General features: G+C 63.2%; 19 protein-coding genes. 8 read left to right on the forward strand and 11 right to left on the reverse strand.

Annotated features, from left to right (window positions below):
* Positions 1-27: 27 nt before the first annotated feature.
* Positions 28-204, reverse strand: coding sequence for a DUF1328 family protein (locus tag LQ232_RS10640; protein ID WP_230180295.1), 177 nt, complete (start codon positions 202-204; stop codon positions 28-30).
* 138 nt (positions 205-342) lie between these two features.
* Positions 343-1,704: a CHASE3 domain-containing protein gene (locus LQ232_RS10645; protein ID WP_230180296.1), complete on the reverse strand. Its 1,362-nt coding sequence runs from the start codon at positions 1,702-1,704 to the stop codon at positions 343-345.
* Positions 1,705-1,732: 28 nt separating this feature from the next.
* On the opposite strand from LQ232_RS10645, the gene LQ232_RS10650 reads away from it, so the two are divergent.
* Positions 1,733-2,365, forward strand: coding sequence for a response regulator transcription factor (locus LQ232_RS10650; protein WP_230180297.1), 633 nt, complete (start codon positions 1,733-1,735; stop codon positions 2,363-2,365).
* Positions 2,366-2,371: 6 nt separating this feature from the next.
* Here the strand turns inward: LQ232_RS10650 and LQ232_RS10655 are convergent, their stop codons facing one another.
* The gene (locus LQ232_RS10655) at positions 2,372-2,758 is read right to left on the reverse strand and encodes a response regulator transcription factor (RefSeq protein ID WP_230180298.1); all 387 of its coding nucleotides are present in this window, start codon (positions 2,756-2,758) and stop codon (positions 2,372-2,374) included.
* A 326-nt stretch (positions 2,759-3,084) separates the two neighbouring features.
* Here LQ232_RS10655 and LQ232_RS10660 point away from each other — a divergent pair, with 326 nt between their 5' ends.
* The gene (locus tag LQ232_RS10660; RefSeq protein ID WP_230180299.1) at positions 3,085-3,636 is read left to right on the forward strand and encodes a hypothetical protein; all 552 of its coding nucleotides are present in this window, start codon (positions 3,085-3,087) and stop codon (positions 3,634-3,636) included.
* A gap of 87 nt (positions 3,637-3,723) precedes the next feature.
* Here the strand turns inward: LQ232_RS10660 and LQ232_RS10665 are convergent, their stop codons facing one another.
* The 5 genes from LQ232_RS10665 to LQ232_RS10685 are packed head-to-tail and all read right to left on the reverse strand — an operon-like array spanning position 3,724 to position 5,728.
* The gene (locus tag LQ232_RS10665; protein WP_230180300.1) at positions 3,724-4,233 is read right to left on the reverse strand and encodes a hypothetical protein; all 510 of its coding nucleotides are present in this window, start codon (positions 4,231-4,233) and stop codon (positions 3,724-3,726) included.
* Positions 4,230-4,622, reverse strand: a complete 393-nt coding sequence (locus LQ232_RS10670; protein ID WP_230180301.1) for a hypothetical protein — start codon at positions 4,620-4,622, stop codon at positions 4,230-4,232. Before LQ232_RS10670 ends, LQ232_RS10665 begins: the two co-directional genes overlap by 4 nt.
* A 38-nt stretch (positions 4,623-4,660) precedes the next feature.
* Positions 4,661-5,044 (reverse strand): hypothetical protein, encoded by a 384-nt coding sequence (locus LQ232_RS10675; RefSeq protein ID WP_230180302.1) that lies wholly within the window; start codon positions 5,042-5,044, stop codon positions 4,661-4,663.
* Between the two features lie 52 nt (positions 5,045-5,096).
* Complete coding sequence (locus LQ232_RS10680; RefSeq protein WP_230180303.1) at positions 5,097-5,261, reverse strand: DUF1328 domain-containing protein; 165 nt, start codon at positions 5,259-5,261, stop codon at positions 5,097-5,099.
* 47 nt (positions 5,262-5,308) lie between these two features.
* The gene (locus LQ232_RS10685) at positions 5,309-5,728 is read right to left on the reverse strand and encodes a BON domain-containing protein (protein WP_230180304.1); all 420 of its coding nucleotides are present in this window, start codon (positions 5,726-5,728) and stop codon (positions 5,309-5,311) included.
* Positions 5,729-5,930: 202 nt separating this feature from the next.
* On the opposite strand from LQ232_RS10685, the gene LQ232_RS10690 reads away from it, so the two are divergent.
* From LQ232_RS10690 to LQ232_RS10700, 3 genes are all read left to right on the forward strand, one after another.
* Positions 5,931-6,713: a 3-hydroxybutyrate dehydrogenase gene (locus LQ232_RS10690; RefSeq protein ID WP_230180305.1), complete on the forward strand. Its 783-nt coding sequence runs from the start codon at positions 5,931-5,933 to the stop codon at positions 6,711-6,713.
* A 136-nt stretch (positions 6,714-6,849) separates the two neighbouring features.
* Entirely contained in the window at positions 6,850-7,590 is a 741-nt protein-coding gene (locus LQ232_RS23605) for an OmpA family protein (protein ID WP_305878651.1), read from the forward strand.
* Between the two features lie 116 nt (positions 7,591-7,706).
* Positions 7,707-8,588, forward strand: coding sequence for a pirin family protein (locus tag LQ232_RS10700; protein WP_230180306.1), 882 nt, complete (start codon positions 7,707-7,709; stop codon positions 8,586-8,588).
* A 9-nt stretch (positions 8,589-8,597) separates the two neighbouring features.
* On the opposite strand, the gene LQ232_RS10705 is transcribed toward LQ232_RS10700, so the two are convergent.
* From LQ232_RS10705 to LQ232_RS10715, 3 genes are read right to left on the reverse strand one after another with little or no spacing between them, the layout of a single operon-like run.
* Positions 8,598-8,984: a hypothetical protein gene (locus LQ232_RS10705; protein ID WP_230180307.1), complete on the reverse strand. Its 387-nt coding sequence runs from the start codon at positions 8,982-8,984 to the stop codon at positions 8,598-8,600.
* Positions 8,984-9,802: a zinc-dependent peptidase gene (locus LQ232_RS10710; RefSeq protein WP_230180710.1), complete on the reverse strand. Its 819-nt coding sequence runs from the start codon at positions 9,800-9,802 to the stop codon at positions 8,984-8,986. Before LQ232_RS10710 ends, LQ232_RS10705 begins: the two co-directional genes overlap by 1 nt.
* A 36-nt stretch (positions 9,803-9,838) precedes the next feature.
* A complete protein-coding gene (locus LQ232_RS10715) occupies positions 9,839-10,807 on the reverse strand; it encodes a cation diffusion facilitator family transporter (RefSeq protein ID WP_230180308.1) in 969 nt (322 codons plus the stop codon).
* A gap of 113 nt (positions 10,808-10,920) precedes the next feature.
* Between LQ232_RS10715 and LQ232_RS10720 the strand changes: the two genes are divergently transcribed.
* From LQ232_RS10720 to LQ232_RS10730, 3 genes are read left to right on the forward strand one after another with little or no spacing between them, the layout of a single operon-like run.
* A complete protein-coding gene (locus LQ232_RS10720) occupies positions 10,921-11,307 on the forward strand; it encodes a DUF1924 domain-containing protein (RefSeq protein WP_371820222.1) in 387 nt (128 codons plus the stop codon).
* Positions 11,308-11,319: 12 nt separating this feature from the next.
* Entirely contained in the window at positions 11,320-11,793 is a 474-nt protein-coding gene (locus LQ232_RS10725; protein WP_230180309.1) for a diheme cytochrome c, read from the forward strand.
* Positions 11,794-11,800: 7 nt separating this feature from the next.
* Entirely contained in the window at positions 11,801-12,514 is a 714-nt protein-coding gene (locus LQ232_RS10730) for a cytochrome b/b6 domain-containing protein (protein WP_230180310.1), read from the forward strand.
* Positions 12,515-12,520: the final 6 nt, after the last annotated feature.

Genomic DNA, 12,520 nt, shown 5'->3' on the forward strand with positions numbered 1-12,520 from the left:
ACTGGAAACAAAATTGAATCGTCTTGGCTATTTCTTGACCGCGCCGATGCCCAGCAAGGCCAGGCCGACGACGACAATGAACAAGACGAGGAACAGCACGAACAAGAACTTGGCGATCCCGGCGGCGCTGGCGGCGATGCCGGTGAACCCGAACAGGCCGGCCACCAAGGCAATCAGTGCAAAGATCAGTGCCCACTTCAGCATGGCAATCTCCAGGAAATTGAGGTCTGTCGATGTAGAAACTTTAGGTTTCCACGATCAAGGCAGACATCAGCGTTCCGCGCATTCCCATGTAGGACGACGCCCCGTCGAACTGTCGTCGAAGGGGGTGTTCAGCTGATTTCAGCTGGTTTGGGCCAGGGGCACCGTGGCGCCGATGCGCGTGCCTTGTCCGGGCGATGACTCGAGCACCAGCTCACCGCCTTCGGCCTCGACGCGGTAGCGCATGCCCAGCAGGCCATGAGCCGAGCTGGGTTGCTGCGAAGGGTCGAACCCCACGCCGTCATCCCTGACGGTGACGCAGGCCCGGCCGTCCTGGGTGTCCAGGTCCACGGTCACTGTTTTGGCCTTGGCGTATTTGGCGATGTTGGTGAAGGCCTCTTGCACCAGGCGGTACACCGTCAGCGCGGCCGAGGGGCTCAGGCTCACGGCGTTGAGATGGCAATCGACCTGCAGGCCCGAGCGCGTGGCGAACTCGCGCGACTGGATCTCCAGGGCGGCCACCAGGCCCAGGGTGCTCAAGGATGAGGGGCACAGGTCTTCCACAATGCGGCGCTTGAGCGCGATCACTTCGTTGAGGTTGTCGTTGAGGTGTGCAATGCGCTCGGCCAACTCGGGCGTGAGCTCCGGCCCCAGACGTGACTTGATGCGGGCGGCGTCCAGCTTGGCGGCGGTCAGCAGGGCGCCCAGCTCGTCGTGCAGTTCGCGGGCCAGGCGGCCTCGCTCGTCCTCGCGGATGGTCTGCAAATAGCGGGTCAGGTCAGTCAGGTGCATGGTGCGCCGCTTGACCTCGAACTCCAGCTGGTCGCGCTCGGCCTGGATGGCCTGGCTCTGGGCCAGGCGCTGGGCATTGAGCGCGTTGGTCTGTGCCAGGAACATGGTCAGGGCCAGGAAGCTGATGGCAGTCATGGCGGCCACGCCGATGCGGTTGAGCATCAAGGTGTTGTGCACGTCTTCGCGCCCGGCGGTGACCTTGGTGGTTTCGCCTTGCAGCAAGCGCGTGGCCACGGAACGCACTGACTCCATGTCCTGCTGGCCGATGTTGGACAGCACCATGGCCCGCCAGGCCTCTTCCTTGCCTTCGTCGTGCAGGCGCAGGGTGATGGCCACCTCGCCCAGCTTGCGTTGCGTCAGGACTTGCAGCTCCTGGGCACTTTTCTGGTTGGCTGCGTCTTTGGCGTAGTACTGCACCAGCCATTTGAGGGCGGCGTTGCTGTCATCGATGGCGCCGTTCAGCGGGGTCAGGTATTCCTTGCGGCTGGTCAGCAGGTAGCCGCGCTGGCTGGTTTCTGCATCCACCAGCCGGCGCAGCAAGGTGTTGATCTGTGTGCGAGCCTGGGCCATCATGCCCATGTCGTCCATCGAGTCCGTGGCCTGCCAATATGAGGTCTCGCTGATGAACAGCATCGCCAGCGCGGCCAATGCCGCCAAGGGAAAAGCGTAGGCGCTGCGTTTGATCTGTGTCAGGCTTATCATCATGGACATCCTACTTCCAACTGATCGACCGTCGACCATGATTCGAATTGCCATCATTGACGACCACGCCATCGTTCGCGCCGGACTGCGCCAGTTCTTCTCCGATCAGGTCGACCTGAAGGTGACGGGCGAAGCCTCCACAGGCCGGGAGGCCCTGGAGCTGGTGCGCGCGGGCGACGTCGACGTGCTGGTGATGGACCTGTCCATGCCCGACCAGAGCGGCGTCGATGCGCTGGCCGCCATCCGTGCTCGCGCGCCCGACCTGCCAGTGCTGATCCTCAGTGGCTTCCCCGAAGAGCATTACGCTTTGACCCTGCTGCGGCAGGGCGCCAGTGGTTACCTCAACAAAGAGTGCGACCCCGAAGAGATCGTCAAGGCCATCCGCACCGTGTTCCGTGGCCGCAAGTACATCACCGCGGGCGTGGCCGAGATGCTGGCCGATGGCCTGGGCGGTGACCCTGAGAAATCACTGCATGAACAGCTGTCTGAACGCGAGTTCCAGGTGTTCTTGCGGCTGGCCAAGGGCGAAACCATTGGCCACATGGCCGACAGCATGTCCCTGAGCGTGAAGACCGTGAGCACTTACCGCTCGCGTGTCATGGAAAAAATGAACCTGGCCTCGAACAGCGACCTGACCTATTACGCGCTCAAGAACGGCTTGATCCAGTGATCGGTGTCAGTGAGCGTCGCGGTTGACCAAGGCCACGCAGTAGTCGATCAGGTGGTCGATCTCGTTCGATTTGTCAAAGACCTGGTCGGCGCCCAGTTCCAGGCAGCGTTGGCGCATGTCGGGCGTGGCGTAGTTGCTGAGCACCACGTGCTTGCGCGCCGAGCGCCCTGAACCGGCTTTTTGCAACACGCCCAGCCCTGATCCCCGTTTGATGAAGATGTCGACAATGACCAGGTCGCAAGCATTGTTGCCGTCGTTGAGCCAGGCCACAGCATGGGCCTCGTCTTCGGCCGTGCCCACCACTTGCAGCGACACCATCTCTTCCAGTGTCGCGATGAGGTTTTCGCGAATCACCGGGCTGTCTTCAACAATGAAGGCTTTCAGGGGCGTCATGGACTGCTCGGTCTGTGGGTGCGGTGTGTGAAGTGTCGTCTCAGCACGGGTGATGAAACTCGTGTGCACGCCACCTCGAGAGACCTTCCGTTGTTTTGAATTATCGCCCTTGCCCATGGGGCGCGCCATTGGAAGATCTCCTAGCTGTTTGTAGGAGCCCACCTACAGCTTCAAGACGAGGTCACCCAGGTCTCCGTTTGCGTAGGACAAAAACTACGCGAGCTTGCGGCACCGTCCGGTTGGGGAAATGCGGCCACTTTTGGACACTGGCGTTCAGCCTGTCGGAAACGGCGGGTCATAACTTAACTACTCGCAAGGAATTCACCATGTCTAAAACCACCACCATCCAAGCCGCTGTTCTGGCCGCCTGTCTGAGCGCTGTGTCGTATGCGAACGCAGCCGGCACGATCACCAAGGCCGACTACCGTGCTGGCAAGGACGCCGCCACCGCCACCTACAAGGCCGACAAGGAAGCCTGTGACAAGATGACCGACAACGCCAAGGACATCTGCGTGGCCGAAGCGAAGGCCAAGGAAAAGGTCACCAAGGCTGAGCTGGAATACAACTACACCGGCAAGGCCAGCGATCGCAAGCACCTGGCCGACGTGAAGGCTGAAACAGCTTACGACGTGGCCAAGGAAAAGTGCGATGACAAGACTGGCAATGACAAGGACGTCTGCGTGAAGGAAGCCAAGGCCGTTGAAACGAAGGCCAAGGCCGAAGCCAAGCTGAACAAGGAAGTGGGCGATGCTTCCAAGGATGCCGTTGAAGACAAGATGGGCGCCGATTACAAGGTGGCCAAGGAAAAGTGCGATGCCCTGTCGGGTGATGCCAAGTCCGCCTGCATGGACAACGCCAAGGCTCACTACAAGAAGTAAGTGAGGCGGCCCCTTCGGGGCCTCCCCGGCCAGGCAAAGCAAAGCGCCTGCACCGTTTGAATGGTGCAGGCGCTTTGCTTTGCTTGTTCAGGAAGAAGAGCGTTGACGGGGGGTGGACAGCTGGTGCATCCAGCTGATCACGCTGTTGGCCAGTGTGCCCACAAAGGGTTGCTTGGCCAGGCCCAACACGGATTGCGAAACCACGCCCTTGAGCAGCAGTGATTTGACCAAGCCGCGTCCTGGTCGGAACCAGACCAGCGAGCCACCGATCGCGGCAGCCACCAGCACCAAGCCCAGAGGATGTTTGGAGGCCAGGGGCTGGAGCGCTTCCTTGAACAAGCCGCCTGCCAGATGGGTGGCGGGCCGCCAGGGGTGGCTTTCCCACCAGCCATGCAAGGCGTTGAAGGTGGACGAGAAAATGGGGTGTTCGCGCAACTCGCGCATCCAGGCCTGAAGTTGTTCGGGCAGAGCACTGCCAGACGATGCCTCATCGTCGGTGTCGTCATCCTCAGGCGGCGTCAGCCACAGGCGGATGCGTTCGCGAGACTGTGCCAGGCGGATTTCGGCCGGCAAGGGTGGACGGGCTTGTTTGCTCATGAGGAGGTCGCTTGCTTGAGCATGGCCAAGTCGGCCGCGATTTGCTGGCGCAGCACCTGGAAGCCGGGTGTGCGCTCTTCTTGTTTCATGATCACGGCAATGATGGCGCAAAACGCCCCCATGCCCAATGGCACCAGCCACAGTGCCCAGGGCACTTGAAGCTGCTGCAATTGGGCATGGGGTGTGACCAGCCACAGCATGAGTGCAACGCCCCCAAGGATCAAGGTCACGGTGGCCAGCAAGGCCAGCACCGCGAACATGATCCAGTGGCGTTTGAACTGGCCCTGGAAGCTGCCCACCTCTTCGCCCAACAACTCCGCGTACGACTGCAAATGGTCGGTCAGCAGCTCTGGCTCGGTGGCCATCAGTTGAAGAATTGGACGCATCATGTGGACAACTCCTCAGGGCCTGGTTTCATGCTTTTTGCTTACACGCGGTCGCGGTTGCGGCTCACCAGTCTGGCGATGGCGAACAGCGCGGCGCCAGCGGCGGCGGCGATCAGGACCGACTTGACGGGCTCTTCCTTGATGTAGCTGACCGTGGAGTTGGCCGCGTTGGTGGCCTGCAGGCGAGCGCGCTTGGAGCCCTCGCGCACAGCGTCCACCGTTTTGCGACTCAGTGCTTCAGCTTGGGCGCTCAGACGGCCAATCAGCGGCGCAGCTTGTTCGCTGGCTTGATGCACTTTGTCAGACAGGTTGTCGAGTGCATTGTTGGCGGCGCGCTGCGTGGACTTGATGGCGTCGTCAGCAGTTTGGGTGGCGTTGTCAGCCGCTTGCGAGGCGCTTTGTTGGACGGACTTGATGGTAGTCATGGGAAGTTCCTTTCAGGGTTATCAACAGCAATGCAAGGTCAACTGACGGGGGTCAGGTTTTCTTGATCAGGCTGACGAGGAAGCTGGCCACGGCCAGCACGGCAAAAACCACGAACAGCAATTTGGCGATCCCTGCAGCGCTGGCGGCAATGCCACCAAAACCAAACAGGGCCGCGATGATTGCGATCACGAAAAAGACAACGGCGTAGTGCAGCATGAGGTGCTCCTGGTTGTGCAGCGGTGTGGGCTGCGGTCAATGAGGGATCAGGACTTCTTCTCGACCTTCAATTGGTTGTCCACGCTGACCACACCACTGACGGCGGAGGCCATGGTGGTGGCGCGGTCGCGCGCTTGGTCATCGGGTGCGGTGCCGCTCAAGCGGACGCGGCCATTGCTGGTGTCCACGTCGATCTTGATGGCGCTGAGCGCGGGGTCGGCCGCCAGCTGCGCATTCACGCGGGTGGTGATGGCAGCGTCGCTCAGGGCCTCAGAGGTGTCCTTTTTGGCTTCGGCCGCGTTCACCTTGGCGTCGGCCCTGAGCTGGTCGGTCTTCTGTTCAGTGGTGGCAATGGCGCCGTCCAGCTTCTGCCCCGCCGTTTCGGTGGTGGGCGTTTTGTTGTCGCAAGCCGCCAGGGCCAGCAGGCCGGCGGTCAGTGGGGCGATCAGGATGAGTTGGTGGTTCATGGGCGTTCCTTCCGTGTTCAATGGGTCTGAGGGTTTGACGACTGGAGGTGTCAACCGGTGATCTCAGAATAGGTGGGGGTATGGCGGGCCGGCATCAGTCAACGCCACAGCCTGTTGTCAGACAACGCCGACAGGTTGGGTATTCAAAGGGGATTAATCTGTTGTGCACCTGCTTCAACCTCACTCTTCACGGGACACTCACATGTTGCTCAAAGACAAGACAGCCTTCATCACCGGATCGGCCAGTGGCATTGGCAAAGAGATCGCCACCTTGTTTGCCAAAGAAGGCGCCAAGGTCGTGATCGCGGACCTGAACAAGGCGGCGGCCGATGCGACGGCCGCCGAGTTGGTGGCCAGTGGGGCGCAGGCCATCGGCGTGGCCGTGGACGTGACCCAGGAAGACCAGGTCAACCAGGCCGTGCAAGCCACGGTGGACCGATTCGGCGCGGTGGACATCCTCATCAGCAACGCGGGTGTGCAGATCGTGCACCCGGTCGAGGAGTTCGAGTTCGCCGATTGGAAGAAGATGCTGGCCATCCACCTGGACGGCGCCTTCCTGACCACCAAGGCGTGCCTGAAGCACATGTACGCGGCCGGCCGTGGCGGCTCGGTCATCTACATGGGTTCGGTGCATTCCAAGGAGGCTTCGATGTTGAAGGCGCCTTATGTCACGGCCAAGCATGGCCTGGTCGGCCTGGCCAAGGTCGTGGCGAAAGAGGGGGCCAAGCACCAGGTGCGTGCCAACGTGATCTGCCCCGGCTTTGTGCGCACGCCTTTGGTGGACAAGCAGATCCCCGAACAAGCCAAGACCCTGGGCATCACCGAAGAAGAGGTCATCAAGAACGTGATGCTCAAGGAGACGGTGGATGGCGAGTTCACCACCACGCAGGACGTGGCCCAGGTGGCCTTGATGTTCGCCGCTTTCCCCACCAATGCGCTGACCGGCCAGTCGCTGGTGGTCAGCCATGGCTGGTTCATGCAGTGAGCAAAAGTCGGCGTCCGCTGACACGCATATCGGCATCGTCCTACAGGGTTCTAGGGCATGCCCGACAGAGCGTGCCCGCCCTCATCGACACAATCGCTGCAAATGTCTCGGTTTTTAGTGTTGAAAGGAATTGATCATGAATCGCAAATTGATGGTGGCTGCACTGGTGGTGTGTGCCGCGTTTGGTGCAACGAACGGTGCCCGCGCACAGAGCTTGCCGTCGATCACGGTACCGCCCGCGTCCACCAATACACCTTACCTGCTCGATTCGCAGCGGATGATCGTGCGCAATTCGACGGGTGAGTGCTGGCGCACCGGTTACTGGTCGGTGGAGCTGGCCCAGAGCACGCCCGTGGAAGGCAGCGAGTTCCCCGCCGGTTGCATTTGCGACAAGCCCCTGATGCCCAAAGCAGTTTGCGAGCCCAAGCCTGTGGCGGTGGTGACGCCGCCGCCTGAGCCCGTGGCCCCGCCGCCGGCCCCTGTGCCCACCTCGCAAAAGGTGACGATCCCGGCCGATGCCTTGTTCCAGTTCGACAAGTCCGCTTTGTCGGCCTCAGGCAAGGAAAAGCTCACCGACTTTGCCGAGAAGGTGAAGACGCTGAATCTGGAAGCCGTGGTGGCCGTGGGTCACACCGACCGCATCGGTTCCGAGGCATACAACCAGAAGCTGTCGGAACGCCGTGCGCAGTCCGTCAAGGACTTCCTGGTGGGCCAGGGTGTGCCGGCTGACCGCGTCTACATCGAAGGCCGTGGTGAAAGCCAGCCCGTGACCGGCACCGATTGCCAAGGCAAGGACAACAGCAAGAACAAGAAGCTGATCGAGTGCCTGGCACCTGATCGCCGCGTGATCATCGAAGCCGTGGGTTCGCCCCGCTGATCGGCGACAAGCTTTCTGATTGAGCTTTGACTCTGACCCGGCCAGGGCAACCTGGCCGGGTCATTTTTTTTGCCGAGTCAGGTCACAATGAGAACTGGATTGAGGGAACAAGTGCCATGGGAATCACACTGACATTGACAGGCCACCAGACCGATCTGGGTGGCGGCTTCGTGGTACGCCGCATGTTGCCGGCGGCAGCGCGGCAGTCGGTCGGGCCGTTCATCTTCTTTGACCACTTTGGACCGGTGGTGCAGACACCCAGCATGAACAGCGATGTGCGGCCGCACCCACACATCGGGTTGGCCACGGTCACCTACCTGTACGAGGGCGCCATGATGCACCGCGACAGCCTGGGCACGGTGCAGCGCATCGAGCCGGGCGCCATCAACTGGATGAGCGCGGGGCGCGGCATCGTCCACTCCGAGCGCACCCCCGATGACTTGAAACACGCGGACCGCCGCACACATGGTTTGCAGTTGTGGGTGGCCCTGCCGCAAGCGCGCGAGGAATCCGCGCCCACCTTTGCCCACACCCCCGCCGCCGACATCCCCGAGGTGACGGAGCAAGGCGCGGCCATCCGCGTGCTGGTGGGGTCGGCCTGGGGCGTGACTTCGCCGGTGCAGCCTTTGTCGCCCACCCTGTACCTGGACATCAGGTTGGCGGCCGGGCAAAGCCTGACCTTGCCCAAGCTGGCCGAAGAGGCGGCGCTCTACGCCGTGGACCAGGCTTTGACCCTCGATGGCGAGGTGGTGGCGGCCCACACCATGGTGGTGCTGGATGACGGCGGTGTGCTGGCCAATGGCGCCGACACCGAAGTGCGCCTGGTGATCATTGGCGGAGCGCCTTTGGATGGCCACCGCTTCATGTGGTGGAACTTCGCGTCCAGCCAGAAAGAGCGCATCACGCAGGCCGCCCAGGATTGGGAGAACGGCCTGTTCAAGAGCGTGCCGGGCGATGACCAGGAACGCATCGAGCTGCCGGCCAAGCGCCCGTACTGAATGTCCGCCTTAACAGGCGTACGAGGTCTGGAAGTGGGGATCGGCGGGGGCCTCGCAATGCACGGCTTGGGCCGACACCGTCAGCGTCGTGCCAGATCGGAAGTTGAGCTCGGCCTGGATGTCACCATGGGCTGACCAGCCCACGGGCAGCTCGCGGCGCACCACACCGTCCACGATCACCAAGCTGTCTGACAGCGCCCCGGTGCACAGCGCAAGCTCGCCGACCCACATGGCTTGCATGAGCCGCAACTCCACGCCTTTGACATGGCCTACTTCGGCATGAAGAGCGTTGCTGCCTTGGCGCACCAGCGCGGCTGAAAAACGCAGGCACAGGTGCTCGCCCAGCACCTCGGTGAACTGCACTTCGCTGCCTTGGAGTTCGAGGGCCCAATCCATCACCAGCTCAAGGGGTTGACGCGGTAGAAGTCGCACAGCTCATGGTACAGGGTGGGGTGCTGCTCGGCCAAAGGGTGGGGGCGTTCAAAAAAGGTCTCGGAGGCCACCGCGAAAAACTCGGCGGGATTGGTGGCGCCATAGTGGTCGAACAGCGAGGCCTCGCCGCGGTCGGCCTGGTTTTGCAACTCTTCAAAGGCTTCGTGCATGACGCGCGACCAGCGCCGGTAGCGTGCGGGGCCAGGCAGGTTGGGCGCACCGTTGGCCAGGCCTGTTTCCTGATCGAGTTGATGCGCGAATTCGTGGATGACCACGTTGTTTGCATCGTCCGGGATCGCGGCGCCCTCCACCGTGTCCTGCCACGACAGGATCACCTGGCCCTGCGACCACGACTCGCCCGACAACACCTGCCGCTGGTGGTCTTGCAGCACGCCGGTCTCATCGGTGTGCACCTTGTCGACGATGAAGGCGCCGGGGTAGACCAGGATCTGGCGCAGCTCGGGGTAGTAGTCGGTGTGGGGCCGGTTGAGGATGAGCAGGCAGGCCTGCGCGGCGATGGTGATGCGGATCTCGTCGGTGATGACCAGCCCCGCGCACCCGATGAAGGCCTTTTCAGCCACGAAGACCTGGATGTGTTGCTTGAGCTGAAGCTGCAGGTCGGCTGGCAAGGCGCGCAGGTAGGGCACGCGCTTTTTCAGGATGGCGCGCCAGGCGGGCGGAAAGGGCTGGGCGCGCCATCGGCGCCGACGTTGCTCGGTCAGCCAAGGTTGTCCGATGAACCACGCAACCAGCATGAGGCCCAGGACGGTGACGATGAGCATGGGCAAGGGGGCCTCCTTCGGCCTGGCGGGTCTGGCTCAGCAGTTGGGGCCGCCGGGCGCGGTTTCAAGCGCGGGGTGGTCCAGGTCAGGGCGGCGCCAGGGGTCCACATGGGTCATCAGGTTGAGCACGCGGTGGCGTTGCAGCACCCGCTGGCGGGCTTCAACGGCGATGTCGTGGCCGGCTTCCACGGTGATCAGGGCATCGACCTCGATGTGCGCGTCCACGATGATCATGTCGCCCATCTTGCGGGTGCGCACATCGTGGACATTGCTCACGCCGGGCGTGTCCATCAGGGTCTGGCGGATGGCCTGCACTTCGGCCTCGTCCACCGAGCGGTCGACCAGGTCATGCAAGGCGTCCCAGCCGAAACCCCACCCCATGCGCGCCACCATGAAGCCGACGATGAGCGCGGCGATCGGGTCCAGGATGGGGTAGCCGGCCAGGTTGCCCACGATGCCCAGCCCCACGACCAGCGAAGAGGCCGCGTCCGAGCGGGCGTGCCAGGCATTGGCCACCAGCATGCTGGATTTGACGCGTTTGGCCACCGCCAGCATGTAGCGGAACAGCAGCTCCTTGGCGATGAGGGCTGCGCCCGCTGCCCACAGCGCCACCACGTGCACGGTCTGCACCGTCTCGGGTGACTGCAGCTTGAGGGCGGCGGACCACAGCATGCCCACGCCCACGGCCAGCAGCAAGGCTCCGAGGATCAATGAGGCGGCGGTTTCGAAACGCTGGTGGCCATAGGGGTGGTCTTCGTCGGCGTCTTTCTGGCTGTGGTGGTTGGCGAACAGCACGACGAAATCGGCCACCAGGTCGGACAGCGAATGCACGCCATCGGCGATCAGGCCCTGGGACTTGGCCAGGATGCCGACCGCGATCTGGGCCGTGGTGAGCACCAGGTTGACGCCCACGCTGACCCAGGTGCTGCGCGAGGCCGCGGCGGCGCGCTCCGCCGGGCTGTGCTGGTCGTCTTCGGAGTCGTCGGCAAGGTCATTGAAGTTCATGGGCGCATCTTAGCCATGGCTTAAGAAAGCCCTAAGACGCCGCCGGCATCATGAGTTCCAAGGAGTCACCCATGAACTTGTCCGCTGCGTTCCAGATGCCCTTCCGTGTACTGATGACCGCCTGCGCGGCCGGGGTGGCGGCGTGCCTGGTCATGAATCCGGCGCTGGCGGCCACGCCCGCCGATCAACTGGCCGGCTACACCGCCCAGGCGGGGGCACCGGCCGTGCCCAGTCGCGGGCAGGCGTTTTTCACGGCCCGCCACGGGCGTGAATGGAGTTGCGCCTCGTGCCATGGCGCCGTGCCCACCCAGGCCGCACGGCATGCCTCGACCGGCAAGGTCATCCAGCCACTGGCCCCTGCCTTCAATCCGGAACGCTTCACGGACCCGGCCAAGACCGAGAAGTGGTTTCGCCGCAATTGCAACGATGTGCTGGGCCGCGAATGCAGCGCCGCTGAAAAAGCGGATGTGCTGGGCTGGTTGATCACGCTCAAACCCTGACCAGGAGAAATCATGACGTCAATCCGAGTTCTGTGGGGGCTGCTCATCGCCCTGTGTTGCCTGCAAGCGGCCATCGCCGACGACGACGGCGAACGCATGAAGCGCGTTCCCTTGTTGCCCAAGTACCAGCAGGAATGCGCCGCTTGCCACCTGGCCTACCCGCCGGGGATGCTGCCAGCGGCGTCGTGGCGGCGCTTGATGAACGGCCTGCCCAAGCACTTCGGCACCGATGCCTCGCTGGACCCGGCCACGGTCAAGCAATTGGCCGACTGGCTCACGGCGAATGCGGGCAGCCACCGCCGCGTGCGCGAGGAGCCAGCGCAAGACCGCATCACGCGCTCGGCCTGGTTCCTGAGGGAGCACGACGAGGTGCCCGCGGCCACCTGGCGCCGCCCTGCCATCAAGAGCCCGGCCAACTGCATGGCCTGCCATGCGGGCGCCAACCGGGGCGAATTCGACGAAGACCGAATCCGCATCCCCAAGTGAGACCATCATGACCACCACGCCATTGAGTTCTTCCCGGCCCACCACCGCGCCCGCCCGTCGGCGCATGGTGGATGCCACCACCCGCGCCTTGCACTGGTTGATGGCGCTGAGCTTCACCGGCGCTTACCTCACCGCCGATGGCGAGCGTTGGCGCCTGGTGCACGTCGCGCTGGGCTACACCCTGGGCGGTCTGTTGGTGGCCCGCTTGCTGTGGGGGCTGTTCGGGCCACGCCAGGTGCGCTTGTCGGTGCTGTGGCGCAAGCTGCGCAGCCTGCCCACCTGGCTGGCCGCGCCCACCAACGCCCGTTTGGGGCAAAACGTGCTGATGGCCTTGGCGGTGGCGCTCATCCTGAGCCTGATCCTGCCTTTGACCTTGAGCGGCTATGCCGTGTGGGACGAATGGGGCGGCGAATGGCTGGAGGAGGTGCATGAGTTCTTCGGCAATGCCCTGCTGGCCGTCGTGCTGCTGCATATCGGGCTGATTGTGCTGCTGAGCCTGTGGCGTCGCCAGAACCAGGCCTTGCCCATGCTCACCGGCCGCGGGCCAGGCCCCGGCGCCGATGTGGCTCCGCGCAACCATGGTTGGCTGGCACTCGCCCTGGTCGGCGCGGTTGTGGCATTCTGGCTCTGGCAATGGAACGGGGCACCCGGTGCTTCTCCCTCCGACGCCAACCCAACCCTGTCCCACCATGAGCGCCAGGCCGACCATGACGACGATTGAAAGCCC

This window comes from Aquabacterium sp. CECT 9606, from assembly GCF_918741295.1.
Lineage (GTDB): Bacteria > Pseudomonadota > Gammaproteobacteria > Burkholderiales > Burkholderiaceae_C > Aquabacterium.

Bases quoted from the DNA above. Each gene is read 5' to 3' on its own strand.
- LQ232_RS10640 (WP_230180295.1), bottom strand. From the start codon at position 204: ATGCTGAAGTGGGCACTGATCTTTGCACTGATTGCCTTGGTGGCCGGC.
- LQ232_RS10645 (WP_230180296.1), bottom strand. From the start codon at position 1,704: ATGTCCATGATGATAAGCCTGACACAGATCAAACGCAGCGCCTACGCT.
- LQ232_RS10650 (WP_230180297.1), top strand. From the start codon at position 1,733: ATGATTCGAATTGCCATCATTGACGACCACGCCATCGTTCGCGCCGGA.
- LQ232_RS10655 (WP_230180298.1), bottom strand. From the start codon at position 2,758: ATGACGCCCCTGAAAGCCTTCATTGTTGAAGACAGCCCGGTGATTCGC.
- LQ232_RS10660 (WP_230180299.1), top strand. From the start codon at position 3,085: ATGTCTAAAACCACCACCATCCAAGCCGCTGTTCTGGCCGCCTGTCTG.
- LQ232_RS10665 (WP_230180300.1), bottom strand. From the start codon at position 4,233: ATGAGCAAACAAGCCCGTCCACCCTTGCCGGCCGAAATCCGCCTGGCA.
- LQ232_RS10670 (WP_230180301.1), bottom strand. From the start codon at position 4,622: ATGATGCGTCCAATTCTTCAACTGATGGCCACCGAGCCAGAGCTGCTG.
- LQ232_RS10675 (WP_230180302.1), bottom strand. From the start codon at position 5,044: ATGACTACCATCAAGTCCGTCCAACAAAGCGCCTCGCAAGCGGCTGAC.
- LQ232_RS10680 (WP_230180303.1), bottom strand. From the start codon at position 5,261: ATGCTGCACTACGCCGTTGTCTTTTTCGTGATCGCAATCATCGCGGCC.
- LQ232_RS10685 (WP_230180304.1), bottom strand. From the start codon at position 5,728: ATGAACCACCAACTCATCCTGATCGCCCCACTGACCGCCGGCCTGCTG.
- LQ232_RS10690 (WP_230180305.1), top strand. From the start codon at position 5,931: ATGTTGCTCAAAGACAAGACAGCCTTCATCACCGGATCGGCCAGTGGC.
- LQ232_RS23605 (WP_305878651.1), top strand. From the start codon at position 6,850: ATGAATCGCAAATTGATGGTGGCTGCACTGGTGGTGTGTGCCGCGTTT.
- LQ232_RS10700 (WP_230180306.1), top strand. From the start codon at position 7,707: ATGGGAATCACACTGACATTGACAGGCCACCAGACCGATCTGGGTGGC.
- LQ232_RS10705 (WP_230180307.1), bottom strand. From the start codon at position 8,984: ATGGATTGGGCCCTCGAACTCCAAGGCAGCGAAGTGCAGTTCACCGAG.
- LQ232_RS10710 (WP_230180710.1), bottom strand. From the start codon at position 9,802: ATGCTCATCGTCACCGTCCTGGGCCTCATGCTGGTTGCGTGGTTCATC.
- LQ232_RS10715 (WP_230180308.1), bottom strand. From the start codon at position 10,807: ATGAACTTCAATGACCTTGCCGACGACTCCGAAGACGACCAGCACAGC.
- LQ232_RS10720 (WP_371820222.1), top strand. From the start codon at position 10,921: ATGACCGCCTGCGCGGCCGGGGTGGCGGCGTGCCTGGTCATGAATCCG.
- LQ232_RS10725 (WP_230180309.1), top strand. From the start codon at position 11,320: ATGACGTCAATCCGAGTTCTGTGGGGGCTGCTCATCGCCCTGTGTTGC.
- LQ232_RS10730 (WP_230180310.1), top strand. From the start codon at position 11,801: ATGACCACCACGCCATTGAGTTCTTCCCGGCCCACCACCGCGCCCGCC.